Origin of the sequence: Ruminococcus albus AD2013 (genome assembly GCF_000526775.1) — a bacterium.
Lineage (GTDB): Bacteria > Bacillota > Clostridia > Oscillospirales > Ruminococcaceae > Hominimerdicola > Hominimerdicola alba_A.
Map to the genome: position 1 here is coordinate 1,578,726 of NZ_JAGS01000001.1, position 21,377 is coordinate 1,600,102.

General features: G+C 45.4%; 13 protein-coding genes, 3 tRNA genes and 3 rRNA genes. 2 read left to right on the top strand and 17 right to left on the bottom strand.

All coding sequences use genetic code 11. The annotated features are described in order from the left end of the window. Positions 1–2 precede the first annotated feature (2 nt). Complete coding sequence (locus N773_RS0106960) at positions 3–959, bottom strand: ABC transporter ATP-binding protein (protein ID WP_024857117.1); 957 nt, start codon at positions 957–959, stop codon at positions 3–5. Between the two features lie 724 nt (positions 960–1,683). On the opposite strand from N773_RS0106960, the gene N773_RS0106965 reads away from it, so the two are divergent. Further along, entirely contained in the window at positions 1,684–4,332 is a 2,649-nt protein-coding gene (locus N773_RS0106965; RefSeq protein WP_024857118.1) for a glycoside hydrolase family 48 protein, read from the top strand. A 139-nt stretch (positions 4,333–4,471) separates the two neighbouring features. Here the strand turns inward: N773_RS0106965 and N773_RS0106970 are convergent, their stop codons facing one another. The 5 genes from N773_RS0106970 to N773_RS0106990 are packed head-to-tail and all read right to left on the bottom strand — an operon-like array spanning position 4,472 to position 7,566. Further along, the gene (locus N773_RS0106970; RefSeq protein WP_024857119.1) at positions 4,472–4,672 is read right to left on the bottom strand and encodes a hypothetical protein; all 201 of its coding nucleotides are present in this window, start codon (positions 4,670–4,672) and stop codon (positions 4,472–4,474) included. Positions 4,673–4,674: 2 nt separating this feature from the next. Then, positions 4,675–4,911 carry a hypothetical protein gene (locus N773_RS0106975; RefSeq protein ID WP_024857120.1) on the bottom strand — a complete coding sequence of 79 codons (237 nt, stop codon included), beginning with the start codon at positions 4,909–4,911 and terminating at the stop codon, positions 4,675–4,677. Between the two features lie 3 nt (positions 4,912–4,914). Further along, a complete protein-coding gene (locus tag N773_RS0106980) occupies positions 4,915–5,289 on the bottom strand; it encodes a hypothetical protein (RefSeq protein WP_024857121.1) in 375 nt (124 codons plus the stop codon). Beyond that, positions 5,282–5,560 carry a hypothetical protein gene (locus N773_RS0106985; RefSeq protein ID WP_024857122.1) on the bottom strand — a complete coding sequence of 93 codons (279 nt, stop codon included), beginning with the start codon at positions 5,558–5,560 and terminating at the stop codon, positions 5,282–5,284. The genes N773_RS0106980 and N773_RS0106985 overlap by 8 nt, the downstream gene beginning before the upstream one ends. A 44-nt stretch (positions 5,561–5,604) precedes the next feature. Then, a complete protein-coding gene (locus N773_RS0106990; RefSeq protein ID WP_024857123.1) occupies positions 5,605–7,566 on the bottom strand; it encodes a carbohydrate binding domain-containing protein in 1,962 nt (653 codons plus the stop codon). Positions 7,567–8,306: 740 nt separating this feature from the next. On the opposite strand from N773_RS0106990, the gene N773_RS0106995 reads away from it, so the two are divergent. Beyond that, positions 8,307–9,173, top strand: coding sequence for a hypothetical protein (locus tag N773_RS0106995; protein WP_024857124.1), 867 nt, complete (start codon positions 8,307–8,309; stop codon positions 9,171–9,173). A gap of 330 nt (positions 9,174–9,503) precedes the next feature. On the opposite strand, the gene N773_RS0107000 is transcribed toward N773_RS0106995, so the two are convergent. The 11 genes from N773_RS0107000 to add all read right to left on the bottom strand — a co-directional run bounded on the left by N773_RS0107000 (position 9,504) and on the right by add (position 21,324). Further along, a tRNA-Asn gene (locus N773_RS0107000) sits at positions 9,504–9,576 on the bottom strand. Between the two features lie 36 nt (positions 9,577–9,612). Further along, positions 9,613–9,729 (bottom strand): 5S ribosomal RNA (gene rrf, locus N773_RS0107005). Between the two features lie 64 nt (positions 9,730–9,793). After that, a 23S ribosomal RNA gene (locus N773_RS0107010) occupies positions 9,794–12,625 on the bottom strand. 142 nt (positions 12,626–12,767) lie between these two features. Further along, positions 12,768–12,841 (bottom strand) — tRNA-Ile (locus N773_RS0107015). An 80-nt stretch (positions 12,842–12,921) separates the two neighbouring features. After that, positions 12,922–12,997, bottom strand: a tRNA-Ala gene (locus N773_RS0107020). Between the two features lie 127 nt (positions 12,998–13,124). After that, a 16S ribosomal RNA gene (locus N773_RS0107025) occupies positions 13,125–14,635 on the bottom strand. Together the 16S, 23S and 5S rRNA genes with 3 tRNA genes alongside form the textbook arrangement of a ribosomal RNA operon. A 660-nt stretch (positions 14,636–15,295) precedes the next feature. Beyond that, positions 15,296–15,970, bottom strand: coding sequence for a metallophosphoesterase (locus N773_RS0107035; protein ID WP_024857126.1), 675 nt, complete (start codon positions 15,968–15,970; stop codon positions 15,296–15,298). A gap of 67 nt (positions 15,971–16,037) precedes the next feature. Continuing rightward, positions 16,038–17,504 carry a DUF1846 domain-containing protein gene (locus N773_RS0107040; protein ID WP_024857127.1) on the bottom strand — a complete coding sequence of 489 codons (1,467 nt, stop codon included), beginning with the start codon at positions 17,502–17,504 and terminating at the stop codon, positions 16,038–16,040. 552 nt (positions 17,505–18,056) lie between these two features. After that, positions 18,057–18,995: an ABC transporter permease gene (locus N773_RS0107045; protein WP_024857128.1), complete on the bottom strand. Its 939-nt coding sequence runs from the start codon at positions 18,993–18,995 to the stop codon at positions 18,057–18,059. Beyond that, the gene (locus N773_RS0107050) at positions 18,995–20,317 is read right to left on the bottom strand and encodes an ATP-binding cassette domain-containing protein (RefSeq protein WP_024857129.1); all 1,323 of its coding nucleotides are present in this window, start codon (positions 20,315–20,317) and stop codon (positions 18,995–18,997) included. Before N773_RS0107050 ends, N773_RS0107045 begins: the two co-directional genes overlap by 1 nt. Next, the gene (add, locus tag N773_RS0107055) at positions 20,314–21,324 is read right to left on the bottom strand and encodes an adenosine deaminase (protein WP_024857130.1); all 1,011 of its coding nucleotides are present in this window, start codon (positions 21,322–21,324) and stop codon (positions 20,314–20,316) included. The genes N773_RS0107050 and add overlap by 4 nt, the downstream gene beginning before the upstream one ends. Between the last annotated feature and the right edge of the window lie 53 nt (positions 21,325–21,377).

Here is a 21,377-nt window from a genome sequence, read left to right on the forward strand (position 1 = left end):
ACTTATTTGTCGGACTTGGAACGGCTGCGCTTTTTGCGAGTGAGATCAAGGAATACCTTTTCAAGATCGGGTTTATCCATCGACATCTCAACAACATTTATGCCGTTTGTAATCATAGCAGACATTATATCCTGACGTACTTTTTCATCTTCAAGAGCGATCTTGAATATAAATGTACCATCATCCATATCAATGATATCCTTGACTTCTTTAATACCGCTGATACCTTCAAGAGCAAAGGAAGCTGCGAGCTGATCACCCTCGATAGTCAGACTGAGAACAGCTGCTTCGGTTGCCTTGCGCTCAAGATTTTCAATAGTATCCACAGCACAGAGCTCACCCTTGTTGATGATAACAACGCGGTTGCAGACGGCGCTTATCTCACCAAGGATATGCGAAGACAGTATAACAGAATGATCTTTTCCCAGTTCGCGGATAAAATTACGCAGTTCGGCTACCTGCGACGGATCAAGACCAACAGTGGGCTCATCGAGGATAAGCAGTTCGGGATCACCTATGATAGCCTGTGCCAGACCAACACGCTGCTTATAACCTTTAGAAAGGTTAGCGATCAGACGGCGGCGCATATCAGTGAGCTGCAGGCGCTCCATAGCCTTCTCGATCTCCTTTTTGATCTCTCCTCTGCGGACACCTTTGATACCTGCACAATAGCGCAGATACTCCTCAACTCGCATATCGGGGTAAAGGGGCGGTATCTCGGGGAGATAGCCGATACATTTCTTTGCGGCTCTCGCATCCTCTTTAATATCGTGTCCGCAGACGGTCACAGTACCCTCGGAAGATGGGAGATAGCCTGCGATGATATTCATCGTGGTGGATTTGCCCGCACCATTGGGTCCGAGAAATCCCAGGATCTCATTATCCCTGATCTCAAAACTCAGATCATTTACCGCTGTAACATGACCGTAATGCTTTGTCAGGTTCTTAACTTCAACCATTAAAAGGCTCCTTTCATCTCATTATAAAATAGGTCAAAAAAGACCGGTTTGTCAATGTGCCGCTGTACACCTTTTAACACGAACACACGTTATTTTGTATTATCCTATATAAAGATGAACTTGGAATGTACAAAATATGCACATTTCAATAACACTTGGTAAGAATTAATAAACCTAACCGACAGAGCCGAAAAAAAGTAGGAAGAGTGTACTCAGATTTGTATTGTTTTCAAATTCTTCATAAAAATTGACTTTATCGAGCTTTTGTAATATTGGTTTAATTATATTTTCATATTCTTTGGAAATTGTCAGATAAAATAAATAATTAATAATCAGAGTAGCTGTTAAAAGCGCCGAAAAATTGTTAGTAAACGATTAAGTGCCCCAAAAAGAACAAAAACTCAGGATATTAGATAAAATAGACAAATGCCGTTTATTTTAGGTAGGCAAACCGCTGAAAATAAAGTTTTTAATCGATTAAGTGAGATAAAAAGCTTGAAAAATAAAAAAAAACGTGTATAATAATTTGTGGAAACAGTGATATAATTGTGTGGCTTTTGTGGGCAGCAGAAACACACGGGTGTTAAAGTTTTTCTGGTTAACTGTTTATGGAAGTTAACAATGGTCAGTACCACTGTTACCGTAAAGAATAGCGCAGGCTTGACCTGCAGACAATGCTCGGCTGACAATGCCGGCACAACTATCTACGAGAGGGGAATATTAAATGCTTCCTAAGAAAACAAAGGCTGTTGTTGCTAGTATTCTTACAGCAGCAATGACAACAAATGTCATCGCAGCAACAGTAGTTCCTGCATCTGCAGCAAGAACAAAATCAAACAAGTACGGCGATAAAACTTATGCACAGCGTTTCATGTCCATGTATGATGATGTTATCACCAACGGACAGACAAACGGCTATCTGTCAAAGAACGACGGTGGTTCCGGTTCCTTCGGTGTACCTTACCACGCAAGAGAAGAACTGATCGTTGAGGCTCCTGACTACGGTCACGAGACAACATCCGAGGCTATGTCCTATCTGGTATGGGTTGCAGCAATGCACGATAACATCGTAAAGAACTCCGGTGAGAAATTCTCCGGCGCTTCCACTAACGACCTTGCTAAGGCTTGGAAGACAATGGAAGTTATGATCCCTGATGTTCAGGATAACTTCTGGCAGGCAAGCAGCGTAAGCTCACAGTACTGCGGTGAGTACGATACTCCCGATCAGTGCCCCAATGCTTGGGCAGGTGAGTCCAGCAAGACTGCTGAAAACCCCATCTTCAACAAGTTCACAAGCGTATATCAGGGTAAGAACGGCAATGGCGGTCTATATCTGATGCACTGGCTGGCTGACGTTGATAACTGGTATGGTTTCGGTTCCGGTACCGAATTCACCTTCATCAACACATTCCAGCGTGGTGAGCAGGAGTCCTGTTGGGAAACTGTTCCTTTCCCCTGCGTTGAAGAGAAGAAGTATGGTAACTCTCAGCAGGGTCTGAAGGGTATCTTCAACCGTGATTCAAACGTAACAGCTCAGTGGGCTTACACCAACGCTCCTGACGCAGAAGACAGAGCTATCCAGGGTGTATATGACGCTATCCAGTGGAAGGTCGCTGATTCTTCCGTTACTGCTAAGGCTTCCGAGATGGGTGACGAACTCCGTAACAATATGTACGATAAGTACTATCAGGAGATCTCCACTAACACTTCTTGGTCCAACGGCAACGCTGGTGACAAGTCCAAGCACTATCTGATGAACTGGTACACTTCTTGGGGCGGAGCTCTCAAGAGCACAGGTCAGAACTGGTGCTGGCAGATCGGCTGCTCACACGCTCACGAGTTCTATCAGAACCCCCTGGCTGCTTACGGCCTGCTGACAAGCATGAACATGAAGGCTGACGGCGCTAAGCAGGATTACACCAAGTCTCTGGAGAGACAGCTGGAATTCTATCTGTGGCTGCAGTCCTCTAATGGTCCTATCGCTGGTGGTGCTACCAACTCTTATAAGGGCCGTTATCTTACTTATCCTTCCGGCGTACCTACCTTCTATGGTATGATGTACGTTGAGCATCCTGTATATGCTGACCCCGGTTCCAACCACTGGACTGGTAACCAGGTATGGGCAGTACAGAGACTTGCTGAACTGTATTACTGGGTTAAGAAGAATGGCGACAACACCGGCGTAAGACCCGGCGGAATGACCATGGAAGCTGCTCTGGAGCAGATCCTTGACAAGTGGTGCGCATGGTTCGTTAACAACACCATCCTCACTGATGATGGCGACTTCTATATGCCTTCCAACCTCGATTGGAGCGGTGCACCTGATACATGGAACGGCTCTGCTACAAGCAACAGCGGCCTGACCTGCAAGATCACAGGCTACGGCAACACTGACCTTGGTTGTATCTCTTCTCTGGCAAACACTCTTACTTACTATGCTAAGGCTAAGGGCGTTAAGGCTAGCGATATCAGCGGTATGACTGCAAGCTCTGTTGGCGGTTCCTTCAACTACAAGATCGACGGCGTTTCAAATGCTAAGGCTGGCACCAAGACTTACACTGCTAAGGATTCTGCTCTGCCTAAGGCTTCTCTGTTCCTTGCTAAGTCTCTCATCGACCGTGCTTGGAATAAGGGTCGTGATAACCTTGGTATGTCCAGAACTGAGCACAACGGTTCTATGGCTCGTTTCTTCAGCCAGGAAGTTTATATCCCCGAGAGCTACAACGGAACAATGCCTAACGGCGACAAGCTGCAGAATGGTGCTACATTCGAGAGCATCCGTACAATGTACACCGGCAACTGCGCAGGTGCAGAGACTTCTCAGGAGTGCATAAAGCTTGTTGAAGAGCTGAGAGCTGCATACAAGAAGGACGTTGCTAACGGTGCTAAGTGGAGCAACAAGTACTCTGCATCCGACGCTGAGGGTCAGGCAGAGCTTGCTAAGTTCAAGAACATTGCAAACGTTGACCTGAACTACCACAGATTCTGGCACGCTGGCGATGACATGATGGCTATGGGTGTAATGGCTACACTGTATCCTGATATGAAGCCTGGTATTATTGATGATGATCATCACGATGATGATACAACAAAGACAGATTATCCTAAGAATGTAAAGGCTAATTACAATACTCAGTATCACCAGATCCAGTTCGTTTGGGATAAGGTAAGTGGCGCTGACAGATACGGCATCGCTGTATACCTGGCTGGTAAGTGGAGAGTTCAGACTTCCAACATCACTACAAACAGCTATGTAACTCCTAAGAACCTGACTCCCGGCATGACCTACAAGGTAGCAGTTGCTGCAAGAGTTAACGGTAAGTGGAATACAACTGATCCTATCAAGAATGCTATCACTGTAACTGTTAAGTAATTTATTGAATTACATAGTTTAGTAAGCATAAACAGAACCGAGATGATTTTGGTCATCTCGGTTCTTTCTTTTATTATTTTTTATATCGGTAATTTTTTCACCTCTTTTCGGGCATGAAAAAACCGCCTTATTCAGACGGTTAATCTAATATTTCAATACTTTTAATCTCATCAGCTCTAAAGATGGTTGATACATTGTTAAGACCTATTTCAGCAACCCCGCTGCCGCTATCATATTCGGATTCATAAAAATCCACAACGCCTGTAAATTCGTAATCGTCGTTTGTAGTAAGTTTCACTCTTTTCGTATAGCATTCATATAATTCAATTGAATCTATCATTTTCATTCTCCTTCGGGCTGTTCATCGGGTATTACGGGCTTTATGCCCAGTATTTGTTCTGTCTCAAACTTAGTAATGTCTGAACTGTTGGCTTCGGGATGTTTTGTTATAAAAGCAAGAAGCATACTCGCCCTATCAGGCGCATTCTTTACCATGTGAAGGCTTCCTGTTACAAAATCCTCATACGAATCCGAAACATTTTCCAAAGCTTTTTTTAATTCAGTCATAATGCTGTTCATAAGCTAGTCCTCCAAAACCGAATAAATGTTACAATCCCCTCTACCGTGATTTTCAAAGAGAATTTTTCTATCGGTAAAAGTAATATGACAAAATTCCTTGCCTTTATAGTGAGTATCGTACCTCAAATCTACCTGATCCATAAAAGCAGCATAATCTTTCGGGTCGTTAAGTCTGACTTCGGGATACCTGAACGGGTTTCCGTTACTGTCAAGTTTAACACCATTTTCGTACTTTGTCAAGGACTTTTGAGATGCACCCTTTTTGCCATACACATCAGCGTGCCAATCTTTTTGAGCAGAACCGTTTCCACCGCTTGACCCGAATGTAAACCGCCCTCTGTCGTCGTGGTTTTCGTTGTACCGCAGTTCATCATTCACCGCAATACCACCCCGCGCTCACCTTGACGGACGCATTGGTATTCGATGTGTATATGGACTTTGACTTCGGGTCATACAGAACATCCTCAAGCCCCAGACGGATCAAGTTCAGACCGAGTGCGGACATATCTTCCTTGTAGCGTATCTCATCAGCCTGCATGAAGTTACCCTCGTTGAAAGCCTGCTCCATCTGCTCGATGATAGGTATAACTTCCGTCTTTACCGCCGAAACGATATCATCATCGCTGATCTTACCCCTGTATATCCCCATACAAAAAAGCTCCAACCCTGAAGTCGGAGCTTTTATAACAACAATTATTTAATGAGACCTACGCCCCAGATGGTGAACTGACCGCTTCCGCTGATGGAAACATCAAGATCACCTGATGTGTTCTGATAGTAGCCAAGCTCTGCATCAGGGCCGCCCCATGTATACTGCTTGTTGCCGCTGATCTTGGTAGTCTTGCCATTTACAGTAACATTTATGCTTCCCATGCCCGAGCTGTTAGCCTTGAATACGATTATCAGACCCTTACCCTGTGTCTTGAACTTCATGGGATTTCCACCGTTGAGAGTATATGAATAGTTCAGACCCGAGTTATTGTAACCGTAGCCAGATGTCCATGAACCTGCGCTGAAATTATTCAGGTTCTTGGGATCAACATTGACAGTGTCAGAGTACTCTGCGCCATATACGTAAGAAGAAGGCAGAGTATAGCCCGAAGACTGGTTACGGCTCTTTAATGCCTGACGAACATAGTATGCCATACAATCAGCTATCAGCTGACCTCCCTTCTGATGAGGGTGATACTCGTCGGTATAGTAATCGCTTGTATTGAGGAATCTGCTGTTGAACGCCTTTGTAAGAGCATCGTCCATACTAATAACGGGGATATCGAAGTTCTTGCCGATGGGATACATCTGATTCTGGCTGGAGAATCCGCCCTTTGCACGAGTGATTATGATACCTACCGCAGGAGCATTCGGCATCTCCAGGAACTTCTTGATACAGCTCTCAAAGCACTTTTTGTACATTATATCCTCATGGTCATTAACTGAGAATTCCAGGAAGATGATATCAGGTTTCTGAGAAACTATCTGTGCTTCACTGCGGACAAGTCCGACAACGGATGAAGTACCCGAAAGACCTGCATTAATCTCCCTGAAGCTTCCCTTGGCAAAGGTGTTCTTCAGATAGTTGGAGAATGGTGTGGTATAGTTCTTGCCCTCAGTGATAGAACCACCCAGATAAGCAACGGTCAGAGGTGCACCCTGCTCAGCAGCAGCAAGTTTCTGATTGAGTCTGTATGTGTTGCCCATGTGCTTTATTGAACTCTTATAGAAATCAATGTACTGCGAAGAAGCTGTCTCCTGATAGTTGTCCCACTTTGTAGGATCAACATCAACAGGATCACCTGATGAAGATGCAGGGACTTTGCCTGTGCCGCCTGTCTTAACAGAAGACGTTGTGCCCATAGGCGCAATAACTACATCATCGATATAAAAGTCCATAAGGTCGCCTGTAGACTGTACTGTCTCGACATAAAGTGTCATATCACCTGCATTATCGGGGATAGTAAAGGACGTATTCTCAAGCTTTGTCCATTCACCGCTCTTGCAGGTAGCCGAAGCAATATGTGAATATACAGCAGTCGTGCCGTTGCTGCCACCCTGCTGGAGAGATATCTGTATTTCAGCCGAGCCGCCTGAAGTCTGGAGAGCCGCACAGCTTATGCTGTAAGTCTGACCCGCTTTGAAATCAGAACCGAGGCTTACTGCCGCACCATTCCACTCCGCAGTTCTGCCTGAAACATACATTGACTTGCCCGATGTACCGTAATATGCAGTATCTGTAGCTGTAACAGTTGCAGGTCCTCTTCCTGTCCATGAACTCAAACCTGAATTAAAATCATAATTCAGAAGAGCTTTCTGAGGTGTGACATTAATGGAAGGTTCCTCAGGAAGTTCGGATATAAGGTCGACAAGGTACTTCTTGATAGTATTAGCGTCATCTATAGTGACCCCGCTTCCGACGTTGAATACATCAGCATTAACAAGTCCCTGCTTAGAAATATAAGTCTTGCTGGGGTTTTTGACATACTGAGCAATAAGAACTGCATCAGATATATCAACTACACCGTCGGTGTTTGCGTCACCGTACAGCGTAGAATTGTTCGCAGAGCTGCCCGCAGCATTAACGGTAAAAGGTAATGAAGTACCGATCATCATCAATGCAACAGTAGCACTGAGCACCCTCTTCATTTTTGAAAGTTTCACTCCAATCACTCCTTTTAAAATTGTAGTCCTGAAACGATAATATAAAAATAAGAAACAGGACGAGTTCCTCTGAAATATAACTGAGGAATACGAGACTTTTAAAAATTTCATTCTTCCAAAATATGTAATATTAACTAATACATAACATAAATACATAGCCTCTTATAGTAAGTATACAATATTTTTCAACAAAAGTAAACAGGAGTTTTCTACCGCCGCAATATTTGATATGTATATCGCAATATTTGGTTAAATATTTTGCGAAATAATGATAAATATATTATCTTTTTAAATGAACCTGATTTGTGTTAAATCAATTAACACATTTCAACCTCAGTACTATATATAAATATATTACTATACATAAAAATACTCCTCATATAAAAGATCACGGCGTAAATGCTCTCCTATAATACTCAAATCGGAACTCACAATGTTTCCAAATACACATTCTCATCTGTTTCACAAAGTTAACGTTGCGACAATAAAAACTGACGACGGATAATATCAGGATTGGTACAGACTGCTCAACCGGTCATCCAGTATTAATCGGTATGAAGCAAGTGAGCGTAACAGTCAAAAATGAACACATAAGAAGCGGCAGAATTTCGGGTTCAAGAGTAAAAAAAATTTTTTCAATAAAATGTAACCTTGGTATGAGATGTACCGTCTAATATATGTAAGACAAAAACAATGACCCGGGTAAAATGAAATGACTCGAAAAAATGGAGGAAATCACAATGAAGACAAAAAAGACAAGAATTATCATCGCAGCTGCAATAGCAGTAGTATCAATGGCAGCATTAACAGGATGCAGCGGTACATATTCGGTAGATGAAAAAACAGGCGCTGTGAACATCAGCCCTGCAGAGGCAAAAAATGCAGCGCAGTCAACTCCTGCATATGATGCGGATGTGAAAGAAGAGATTACTGCCGAGACATCATCGGCAACCGAGGACAAAGCGGAAGAGAATAACTTTTCAAATGGTGAGGAGAGCTCTGTACCCGTTCACCCTGTTCAGGACAGCCCTGCGCCTGTTCAGCAACATAACGAGACAACACCTGAAGTTACAATCGAGCAGGAAAATACTGCTGATGTGGATACATCTGTACTTTATCAGTACGCTTCCACAGCAGTGGAAGCACTTAATTCTGCAGGCTATAATGCCAGCGGACTTCAGGTAAGGTGGGCTAATGGAACCAGTGACGAGAATTTTGAACCTTGTGAAGGAATTCTCGGTTCGTTTAGATATTATAATATAGGTGATTATGGTGCAGATTACCTGCAGACAATCAGAGATAATCTCTACGGCGGATATCTGAGTGAGAACATTTGCAACACATATGGCTTGTACAAAGCAGAGAACGCTATAGTAGAACATGACGGTCTGTATTATTATGATGCTAACTATATGGGAACAGGCAATTATGATCTGTTCGAGTGTATCGAAGGCAGCATCAATGTGATAGATGCTGATACCTATACTGTAGATGCTATGCACAAGGACGCTATGAATATTTCAGGCGAGGGCAGAAAGTGTGTGATAACACTGAAGAAGGTAAACGGTACTGACAGCTGGCAGATAGACAGCGTTCAGGATCTGTAAAACAAAACGTAGAGCGGTCGTGTAAATACGGCTGTTCAGTCTGTTGAAAACTAATAATGAGCCATATTCAGTGGACGATCCTTTTAAGGGCGTCCACTCTTTATTTAATTGAAAAAGTCCACTGGGTGTTTTAAAATTCACCACTCGCAGATCGAACTCCATAGACGATCACGCCGTTGCGGCAATGATTATTTTATCTGTATCGATAAGCTAAAAACTATTCATTTCAATAACAATAATAATGACCAAACAAAGACCAAGCGAAGAAACGATGCATAATAAAAAGCTCTGAAACAACGGATTAACGTCATTTCAGAGCTATTAACTAAGCGCCACCTGTTGGACTCGAACCAACGACCCTGCGGTTAACAGCCGCATGCTCTACCGACTGAGCTAAGGAGGCAGATATGCCAAAACACTCCGAAGAGTGTTTTGGGAGAGCCGGCGACAACTTATTTTCCCGGGCGGTCGCCCGCCGAGTATTTTCAGCGAAGATGAGCTTAACTTCTGTGTTCGGCATGGGAACAGGTGTGACCTCATCTCAATGATCACCGACTATTAATTGAGGACAATAACCTCAAAATTGAATAATGAAGGGTAATTTAAGGATTAACATAATTTAGGATAAGCCCTCGACCAATTAGTACACGCTAGCTTAATGCATCACTGCACTTACACTTTGTGCCTATCAACCTTGTAGTCTTCAAGGGGTCTTACTCATAAAGATGGGATATCTTATCTTAAGGGCGGCTTCACGCTTAGATGCCTTCAGCGTTTATCCGTTCCGCACATAGCTGCCCAGCTGTGCCACTGGCGTGACAACTGGTGCACCAGAGGTGCGTCCATCCCGGTCCTCTCGTACTAGGGACAGCTCCTTGCAAATATCCTACGCCCACGACAGATAGGGACCGAACTGTCTCACGACGTTCTGAACCCAGCTCGCGTACCGCTTTAATTGGCGAACAGCCAAACCCTTGGGACCGAATTCAGCCCCAGGATGCGATGAGCCGACATCGAGGTGCCAAACCTCCCCGTCGATGTGGACTCTTGGGGGAGATCAGCCTGTTATCCCCAGGGTAGCTTTTATCCGTTGAGCGACGGCATTTCCATTCACATACCGCCGGATCACTAACTCCAACTTTCGTTACTGCTCGAACCGTCATTCTCGCAGTTAGGCTCGCTTTTGCGTTTACACTCTGACGCATGGTTTCCATCCATGCAGAGCGAACCTTTGAGCGCCTCCGTTACTCTTTAGGAGGCGACCGCCCCAGTCAAACTGCCCACCTAACAATGTCCCCCGACTTGATTCAAAGCCGCAGGTTAGAACTCCAGCACTTCAAGAGTGGTATCCCAACAGTGACTCCACATCAGCTGACGCCAATGCTTCCCAGTCTCCCACCTATCCTGTACATGAAATACCGAAATCCAATATTAGGCTACAGTAAAGCTCCATGGGGTCTTTCCGTCTAGTCGCGGGTAACCGGCATCTTCACCGGTACTACAATTTCGCCGGGCGGGTTGTTGAGACAGTGCCCAGATCGTTACACCATTCGTGCGGGTCAGAACTTACCTGACAAGGAATTTCGCTACCTTAGGACCGTTATAGTTACGGCCGCCGTTTACCGGGGCTTCAATTCGATGCTCTCACATCTCCTCTTAACCTTCCGGCACCGGGCAGGTGTCAGCCCCTATACGTCATCTTTCGATTTAGCAGAGACCTGTGTTTTTGCTAAACAGTCGCCTGGGCCTATTCTCTGCGGCTTGATCACTCAAGCACCCCTTATCCCTAAGTTACGGGGTCAACTTGCCGAGTTCCTTAACAACCCTTCTCCCGTTGGCCTTAGAATCTTCTTCCTATCTACCTGTGTCGGTTTGCGGTACGGGCACCTTAGATATACATATAGCTTTTCTTGTCTCCGTCTATGATGACTTCTCTACTTATTTTCGATCCCTTACGACCGGGTCAACCATCGCCCGGCTTCATCACTTTCGAAGCGTCCCTATACTTAAATCTTTCGGTGGCTACGGAATTTCAACCGTATGTGCATCGGCTACGCCTTTCGGCCTGACCTTAGCCCCCGGCTTACCCTGAGCGGACGAACCTTCCTCAGGAAACCTTAGATTTTCGGCCATTATGATTCTCACATAATTCTCGCTACTCATTCCGGCATTCTCACTCGAATAAAGTCCACCAGCGCTTCCGCTCTGACTTCACCCCTTATTCGACGCTCTCCTACCACTGTCATTACTGACAATCCCAAGCTTCGGTGTACATTTTAGCCCCGTTGAATTTTCGGCGCAGGGTCACTCGACCAGTGAGCTATTACGCACTCTTTTAATGAGTGGCTGCTTCTAAGCCAACATCCTGGTTGTTTATGCAACCCCACATCCTTTTCCACTTAAATGTACTTTGGGACCTTAGCTGTGGGTCTGGGCTGTTTCCCTTTTGACTGTGAGACTTATCTCACACAGTCTGACTCCCATGAATCGATTATCCGGCATTCTTAGTTTGATAAGGTTCAGTAATCTTTCGACCCCTAGCCCATTCAGTGCTTTACCTCCGGTAATCTGTCATGAGGCTAGCCCTAAAGCTATTTCGGAGAGAACCAGCTATATCCGAGTTCGATTGGAATTTCACCGCTAACCACACCTCATCCCCGGCCTTTTCAACGGACGTGGGTTCGGCCCTCCATGGAGTTTTACCTCCACTTCAGCCTGGACATGGTTAGGTCACTCGGTTTCGGGTCTATTGCATACGACTTATTCGCCCTATTCAGACTCGCTCTCGCTTCGGCTCCGTGCCTTAAGCACTTAACCTTGCCGCATACAATAACTCGCCGGACCATTCTACAAAAGGTACCCGATCACCCATTGACGGGCTCTCGGTGCTTGTAAGCATAGGGTTTCAGGTTCTTTTTCACTCCCCTCCCGGGGTTCTTTTCACCGTTCCTTCACAGTACTATTCGCTATCGGTCATTAGGTAGTATTTAGGCTTGGAGGATGGTCCCCCCATCTTCCCACGGGGTTTCACGTGTCCCGCGGTACTCCGGATACAGCTCGCTGCTCTGACTTTTCGCTTACGTGACTCTCACACTCTACGGTTCGTTTTCCCACACGATTCAACTAAATCATTACAATGCTAAATGCTGTCCAAAACCCCAAAGGTATTGCTACCTCTGGTTTAGCCTCTTCCGCTTTCGCTCGCCACTACTCACAGAATCTCGGTTGATTTCTCTTCCTCGCCCTACTTAGATGTTTCAGTTCAGGCGGTTCCCCCCATACAGCTATTTTATTCACTGTACAGTGCATGAGCATACTCATGCGGATTGCTCCATTCGGAAATCTGCGGATCACTAGATACTTGCTCTTCCCCGCAGCTTATCGCAGCTTATCACGTCCTTCATCGGCTCCTAATGCCAAGGCATTCTCCCTACGCTCTTATTAGCTTAACCTTAGAATTATGTTATCCTTAATGTTATGCTGATTGTAGTTTTCCCGACTAATTTCTTTTAGTCGTTTTCCTCATTTGCATTACTTTTAATATTGCTTCATTATTCAATTTTCAAGTTACTGTCAGAGGACTTTCGTCCTCAGTGGGCACAAGTGGACTCGAACCACCGACCTCACGCTTATCAGGCGTGCGCTCTAACCACCTGAGCTATGCGCCCAAAAATCGCTAAAGCGATGTTTTGGCAACGAGCTTTTAGTTCTCGTCTTAGTTCAGCTGTGTGATTGCGTCCTCGTCCCATGGTGGAGATGAGGAGGATCGAACTCCTGACCCCCTGCTTGCAAAGCAGGTGCTCTCCCAGCTGAGCTACACCCCCGTTTAAGGGACTCTTATGCTCTTTTAAAGATGCTTTAGACATCTTCAAAATTGAACAACCGACTGTTTCCACCACTTGCTGACCGGAGATTTTTTTTATGAGAATTTTACTTCTCGGTTCTCCATAGAAAGGAGGTGATCCAGCCGCACCTTCCGATACGGCTACCTTGTTACGACTTCACCCCAGTCATCAATCCCACCTTCGACTGCTTCCTCCTTGCGGTTAGAACACAGGCTTCGGGTGTTACCGACTCCCATGGCGTGACGGGCGGTGTGTACAAGGCCCGGGAACGTATTCACCGCGGCATGCTGATCCGCGATTACTAGCAATTCCGACTTCATGTAGGCGGGTTGCAGCCTACAATCCGAACTAAGACTGCTTTTAGGGTTTTGCTCCACATCACTGTTTTGCTTCCCTCTGTTAACAGCCATTGTAGTACGTGTGTAGCCCAGGTCATAAGGGGCATGATGATTTGACGTCATCCCCACCTTCCTCCGTTTTGTCAACGGCAGTCCTGCTAGAGTGCTCTTGCGTAGCAACTAACAGTAAGGGTTGCGCTCGTTGCGGGACTTAACCCAACATCTCACGACACGAGCTGACGACAACCATGCACCACCTGTCTATACGTCCCCGAAGGGATTTCACATATCTCTATGCTGTGCGTACGATGTCAAGACCTGGTAAGGTTCTTCGCGTTGCTTCGAATTAAACCACATACTCCACTGCTTGTGCGGGCCCCCGTCAATTCCTTTGAGTTTCAGCCTTGCGGCCGTACTCCCCAGGTGGATTACTTATTGTGTTAACTGCGGCACGGAAGGGGTCAGTCCCCCCACACCTAGTAATCATCGTTTACGGCGTGGACTACCAGGGTATCTAATCCTGTTTGCTCCCCACGCTTTCGAGCCTCAGCGTCAGTTAAAGCCCAGTAAGCCGCCTTCGCCACTGATGTTCCTCCTAATATCTACGCATTTCACCGCTACACTAGGAATTCCGCTTACCTCTACTTCACTCAAGAACTACAGTTTCAAGTGCAGTTCAGGGGTTAAGCCCCTAAATTTCACACCTGACTTGCAATCCCGCCTACGCTCCCTTTACACCCAGTAATTCCGGACAACGCTCGCTCCCTACGTATTACCGCGGCTGCTGGCACGTAGTTAGCCGGAGCTTCCTCCTTGGGTACCGTCATTATCGTCCCCAAAGACAGAGGTTTACAATCCTAAAACCTTCTTCCCTCACGCGGCATCGCTGCATCAGGCTTTCGCCCATTGTGCAATATTCCCCACTGCTGCCTCCCGTAGGAGTCTGGGCCGTGTCTCAGTCCCAATGTGGCCGTTCAACCTCTCAGTCCGGCTACTGATCGTCGGCTTGGTGGGCCGTTACCTCACCAACTACCTAATCAGACGCGAGCTCATCTTCCGGCAATAAATCTTTGATAGATAGGTCATGCGGCTTATCTATGTTATGGGGTATTAACAATCGTTTCCAATTGGTATCCCCCACCGAAAGGCAGATTGCTCACGTGTTACTCACCCGTCCGCCACTAGCTTGAAAGTGCAAGCACTCTTTCGCTCGTTCGACTTGCATGTGTTAAGCGTGCCGCCAGCGTTCGTCCTGAGCCAGGATCAAACTCTTAATTAAGTTGTATCCTAATACTCTCTTCAGAGTAATTATGATCTCAGTTTCGTTTCACTGAACGTTTGCATTTTATAGTCTTTGCTTGACTCTTACTTCGATTACCTCAAAGTATTTTCAAGGGTTTTCGTATTCTTGGTTGTTCAATTTTCAAGATGCCTTTTCGTTGTCTGTCTTTGTCAGACAACTCATTTATTATACCACACTTTTCTTCGTTTGTCAACCCCTTTTCAGAAGTTTTTTGAAGATTTTTTTGAACTCTTTTCAGAGTTCTTTGTGCGTTATAAGCTGTTTTATTATACCACATTTTTCTTCGTTTGTCAAGCCCTTTTCAGAACTTTTTTGAAGTTTTATTTCCGAGCTTAGTTCTTTTTTATTGAACTTCTCTCTTGTGCGGTATTTTTTATTATATCACTTTTTTGCTCTTTTGTCAAGTGCTTTTCGTGATAAATTTTTGCTGCTTCTGAGTTTCGCTCTTCTGAACTGTTCCGGTCCTCGTTCTCTTATCCCTAAGTTTCCCGCGCTTTATTCGTTCTTTCGTGCTCTCTCGTTGACAGCTTAATTATTATAGCACCTTTTGGCCCGTTTGTCAACACTTTTCGACGTAAAACGATTTTCGATGTTTCGACAATATTATATGCATTTTGACAATTAGAATTTCTGAACCTAAATAATCAGCTTGTACATCTCATCATACAATATATATATCTTATCATCAAAGCACCTATTTACGTGCCAATGCCCTGCAAACCACTTCTTGAATTCAAGGTTTCTATACAGCCATTCAAAATACCCTGTCAATTCAGCATCATGTACATCTGTATTCTTTCCTATACGGTATATCATCGAATCGGGTATCGTATGTGTCAGCACATAGTCCACCTTATATCCAGCCTTTTCCAGATTCTTTGCCGCTTCATCATAATCCTCTTTTGTCGGCAGCTCCTGTTTCCACCAGCTTCTTCCCTCTTTACGCATATATTTATCTATCGAATAAGCGCCGCCGAATGTAAAGTAGCTCTTCCCTTCTATGTCGAAGATCTGCCCACGCATCAGATGATATATATTATCCGCCACCTTATGCGCCTTACCTCCGCAGTAATCCACCACTGGATATGTTTCCAGAACATCAAAATTCTCGTGATTACCGTCCGCAAACAGTATCGTGAATTCTTCCTTAGCCAGCTGTTTCAGATAGTACTGATGCTTGCCGCCTATCCTTCCCACAAAGCCGAAATCTCCGCACACTATCACGGTGTCACCTTTACCGACACCGTTTTCCGCAAATCGTCTCACCGTATCATTATATTCACCATGAGTATCACCCGTGACAAATATCATCTCGATCCCTCCTTATATAGTATGTATAAAAAAGAGGACTGCATTCCACAGTCCTCTCAATGCCTCTTTAGCTGAATTTAGGTTCGCAGGTGAGATTGATGCCCAGACGCTTGAAGATCCTTTCATCTACCGCGCTGAGTATTACCGTTGAATGTACCTCACAGCCGCGGAGCTTTTCAAGCTGATCCATGGCACGCTTTGCATTCTCGTCGGTCGCAGCACAGATAGACAGCGCTATCAGTGTCTCATCTGTATGTATCCTTGGGTTGTTGTTTCCGAGATGATTTGTCTTCAGATTCTGTATAGGCTCAATAACATGGGGCGACATCAGCAGAGTATCATCATCTATCTCGCCGAAGTATTTAAGTGCGTTGAGTATCAGCGCCGAGCAGGCACCCAGCAGATTTGAAGTCTTGCCCGTTATAATAGTACCGTCGGGAAGTTCCATAGCTGCCGCGGGAGAACCTGTCTCCTGCTCCTTTGCAAGAGCCGCAGCCACTACCTTTCTGTCAGCAGGACTTACCTTTGCCTGATTCATCAGCATTTCAAGTTTGTATGTATCTTCCTCGGAGCAAGTGCCCTTCTTTCTGTCACAAAGAGCAACATAGTAACGGCGGATTATCTCCTGCTTTGCAGCCTCACGTACTGCTTCATCGTCGATTATGCAGTTGCCTGCCATATTAACGCCCATGTCAGTCGGTGACTTGTAGGGCGAAGAACCCAGGATATTCTCGAACATCGCATTCAGTACAGGGAATATCTCCACATCACGGTTGTAGTTGACTGTTGTCTGTCCGTATGCTTCAAGATGGAACGGGTCGATCATGTTAACATCGTTCAAATCCGAGGTAGCAGCCTCATATGCCAGATTTACAGGGTGTTTCAGCGGAATGTTCCATATCGGGAATGTCTCGAACTTTGCATAGCCCGCATTTACGCCCCTCTTGTGCTCATGGTAAAGCTGAGAAAGGCAGGTAGCCATCTTTCCGCTTCCGGGACCGGGAGCAGTTATAACTACCAGCTTGCGTGTAGTCTCGATATAGTCGTTCTTTCCGTAACCCTCATCGCTCATTATAAGCTGAAGATTAGCAGGATAACCCTCGATAGCATAGTGGTGATAAACCTTAACGCCCAGTGCTTCAAGTCTCTTCTGGAAAGCAACAGCCGAACGCTGACCGTCATACCTTGTCAGAACTACGGAGCTTACATAAAGACCTATCTTTGTGAACACATTATACAGACGTATAACATCAACATCATAAGTGATGCCGAGGTCGCCTCTTATCTTGTTCTTCTCGATGTCGTTTGCATTGATGACAATAACAATCTCAGCCTCATCTTTAAGCTGTAAAAGCATCTGGAGCTTACTGTCAGGCTTAAAACCGGGGAGAACTCTCGAAGCGTGGAAATCATCATAAAGCTTTCCGCCGAATTCCAGATACAGCTTGCTGCCGAAATCTGCTATCCTCTCACGGATACGTTCCGACTGCATCTTCAGGTATTTGTCATTATCGAATCCTATCTTATTACTCATAAAACAACCCTTTTCCTTCTCCAGCCGCGACCGCACTTTGCAGCCGCTTCGCTGTAAGATTTCAAATTACCTTGATTTTCATACTTTTTAATTATACCACGCGAAACCCGTGTTGTCAATAAAGAAACCCATAAAAAATCATACCTTTCAACTCACCTGCATCGGCACATCACCCTTTGTGAGATATCCACAGCGCCATACATCCTACTTTATGCAAACATACGTTTTATAATTTAACTCAGACATATTTCTGCAAGAGTTGTACAAAAACGTACAACTTTTGACCCCAAAAAGGGTGATAGTGAAAGCACCTTTTTCATCCGATCGAAAAATTACCAATCCACCCGAGCACCATCAGGATAATTTATCATTATGCGCACGATGGCAGGCAGTCGCCGACTATTACTACGGGATATGAGGCGGCGTGTCATACTGCATAAAGTTAAATATCACTATGTGGCTCACAGAAACAGTAATTCGGAACATCTCTGCCAGCCCCATGACAAAACAACAAAAAACAGAGAACGACTGCCGCCGTTCTCTGTAATAAAACTATCTTCTGTCCTGGTCGATAAACTCCAGCGATACTATAGAAAGGAATGCAAATCCAATTATGAATATACCGAGATTTCCCCAGCATTTCAAAACGTTCTTTGTCGATGATTCGTACTTTTTCTCCTGATTGTTGCTTCCGCATTTCAGCATCAGCTCGTCCTTGCGGTTTGAAGCTGTTATGTAGTCCAGCATATCATCAACAGGTTTCTCCCCCTCGACTTCAAGACTTCGCATCTTGCTCATTGAAGTCCACAGCGAGGTCATAGGCAGGTCGTTGTAATGTCCCTGAGCACAAAGTGAGGTCAGACCCCATTTTGATACCGTCAGATAGGACATCTTGTAAGCCTTGCCCTCCAGAGAGAAAAATCCTCCCGAGAATATCAGCTGGAATATCAGCAGAAATGGCACGAATGTCATAGCAGTAGTCGTGTTCTTAACCACCGAGGATATGAAAAGCGATATCATATCCGCCGCATAGGTTATAAGGAACATGGTCACAAACATATCAAAACCCGCATCGAATACCAGACCGTTTTCAGGCATACGCACCTTGGCAACTATCATAACAAATATCATGATTATGACCTGACTGGCGCACAAAAACGCCTGATATATCATGTGTGCGAACACATAAGCCGTCATGTGCAGACCCGAACGGTGTTCACGCTTGATTATAGGTCTTTCACGGCATATTACCTGTATCGAATTGAAAAATCCGTTCCATATGCATATGCATGAGAATGCAAACGCACCTCTGAGCGTGCCCTCCATCGAAACGTTCATCTTCTTGCCCACAACAAAAGATACAAGCCCCGATATTACAGCCGCCATCGGCATGACCTTCCAGTCGTTTCTGAATATAAACATTCTGAACAGCTTGCCAAGGTATACAAAAGTCTGCTTTACCCTGCCTGTGTGCTTTACAGCAGTATCCATCAAAGCTCACCTCCTGCCACGGCAGCCGTGTACTTTCTGACAAATTCGTCAGCCTTGCCCTCGCCGCCCTCTTCGCGGCGGTTGACTGACATAAGTATCTCTTCCATCGATTTCTTCCCGAAAAATCCGTAAGACTTTTCTCTCGCACCATAGTAAGCAAGTCTGCCTGTACGGTTTGCGTCCTTTGCAACAACTATCACATCATCAAAAAGGTCAGCCACACGGTCGGGAGTATGGGTTATAACTATTACTATCTTTCCGCTGTCCGCAATAGCACGAAGCTTCTCAAAAAGCGCTCTCGCCATTACTCCGTCAAGTCCCGAATCGGGCTCGTCCAATATAAAAAGTGTAGGGTCTGAAATATACTCTATCGCAATGGAAAGCCTTTTACGCTGACCGCCCGAAAGCTTGTCCACAAGACTGCTTTTAACAGGCGTAAGTCCGAAAGTATCCAGAACATCGTTTATCCTGTCCCGCCTTACATCGCCTTTCATATCTGATGGAAGTCTGAGCAGAGCCGCATCCGACAGGGTTCGGTATACCGTGTCACTTCCGCGTACAAGGTCCTGCTGAGGTACAAATCCGATATCGTACTTCATGCTTTTATAGTCCTTATAGACGTTGCTTCCCGCCAGCGTTATAACAGCCTTAGCCTTCTCATATCCCGTCACAGCATTGAGAAAAGTAGTCTTTCCCGAACCGGAACCGCCCAGCAGAAGCACCATATGCCCCTTGGGTATGCTGAGGTGTATATCCCTGAGAAGTACCTTTCTCTGCAAAAAATTCATAGCCGTCCGCTTTGTTATGTTTATCGAAAGACCCTCATCAAGAGATTCAGCTTCAAGTCCGCTGACCTCGGGGGCAGCTTCTTCCTCGTCAAAGGGATAGCCCTCCGCTGTTTTGAACCTCTTTGAACAGCCCCACAGCAGCGCACAAAGACACCTCAGTATCAGCCATGGTATTACCCACAGCCTGTTCCGCCCGAAAGCATCTGCAAGCCCGAAATATACACGTATGCTGTATATCACACACGGTATCATCATAAGCATCAGCAAAAACATTGATATCATGCTTTGCAGGCTGTTAGGCTTAAACATACATATCGTCGTTATCATTACAACGATACCCAGACTTATAAGAGCCAGCGAGCGTCCTTCCTGTACTCTGCCCGCGCATTTGCCCATTCGGTCGTGTCTCAGAAAAGGTATGAACGCCAGCCAGGGACGTCTGCCGCATTTTTTGAATATCCCGTACGCACCTATCATTTCGATGATCTCGGATATCGCAATTGCGGCAATTATGGTATTTTTATACTCCATCATTTTTCATTCACCCCCGGGGCGATCTGATCTCTGAGCATTTTTTTGATATCTTCGGCTGCAAAAGAAGCATCAGCCGCATTAAGCAGAACTTGACGCTTCTGCTCCGCAGTCAGTCCAAAACGACGCTCCATATACCTGAATTCTGCCGCGATATCGGTACGCTCGATTGCAGGGTCATCGGTGTTTATAGTAACTTTTATACCGCGTCTGAGATATTCCGTAAAGGGATAATTTTCCATATCCTCCACCGCATGGGTCAGCCTGTTGCTGTTAGGGCACATCTCCAGAGGTATGCCGCGTTCGGCGATCATAGATACCAGCTCAGGGTCTTCGTATATCCTTACCCCGTGACCGATACGCGCCGCACCGAATTCTATCGCTTTTCTGACGCTCTTCGCACCGTCTGCTTCTCCTGCGTGTATCGTGAAAGGCACACCGCTTTCCCGCACTTTAGCAAAAAGCTCCGCAAAATTCTCCGTCGGAAAAAGTCCCTCCGCACCTGCAAGGTCAAGAGCGCATACTCCTTTACCGAGATATTCCTCCGCCAGTTCAGCCGTTTCAAGATTTTTTTCTTCTATACCCTCGCCCCGCATACAGCAGAGTATCAGCCCTGTTTTTAATTCACTGCGCGAAAGTCCTTTGATGACAGCCTTTACAGCGTCGCGCTGAGTAAGTTCTTTCTCACAGTGCAGCTGCGGCGCAAACCTTACTTCGGCATAGATCACGCCCTGTTCACGCATTTTCTCAGCCACCAGGAATGCGCACTCCTCCAAAGCTTCAGCCGTCTGCAAAAGCTTCAGCGGAAGTTCAAAACATTCAAGGAACTCGTTGAGATCCTTGCAATCATCACCCACCGAAAGCAGTTTTTCAAGTGCTTCACCCTCGGCAGGCAGTTCTATCCCCTGCATATCAGCAAGATGCTTCGCTATATCAGAAGTTACAGCCCCATCAAGATGAAGATGAAGGTCTATATACTTATCCGGAAATATCCTTTCAGTTTTTCCCATTTAAATGACTCCCTTTCATTAGTTAAAACAAATGTCATTTATTATATTGTACT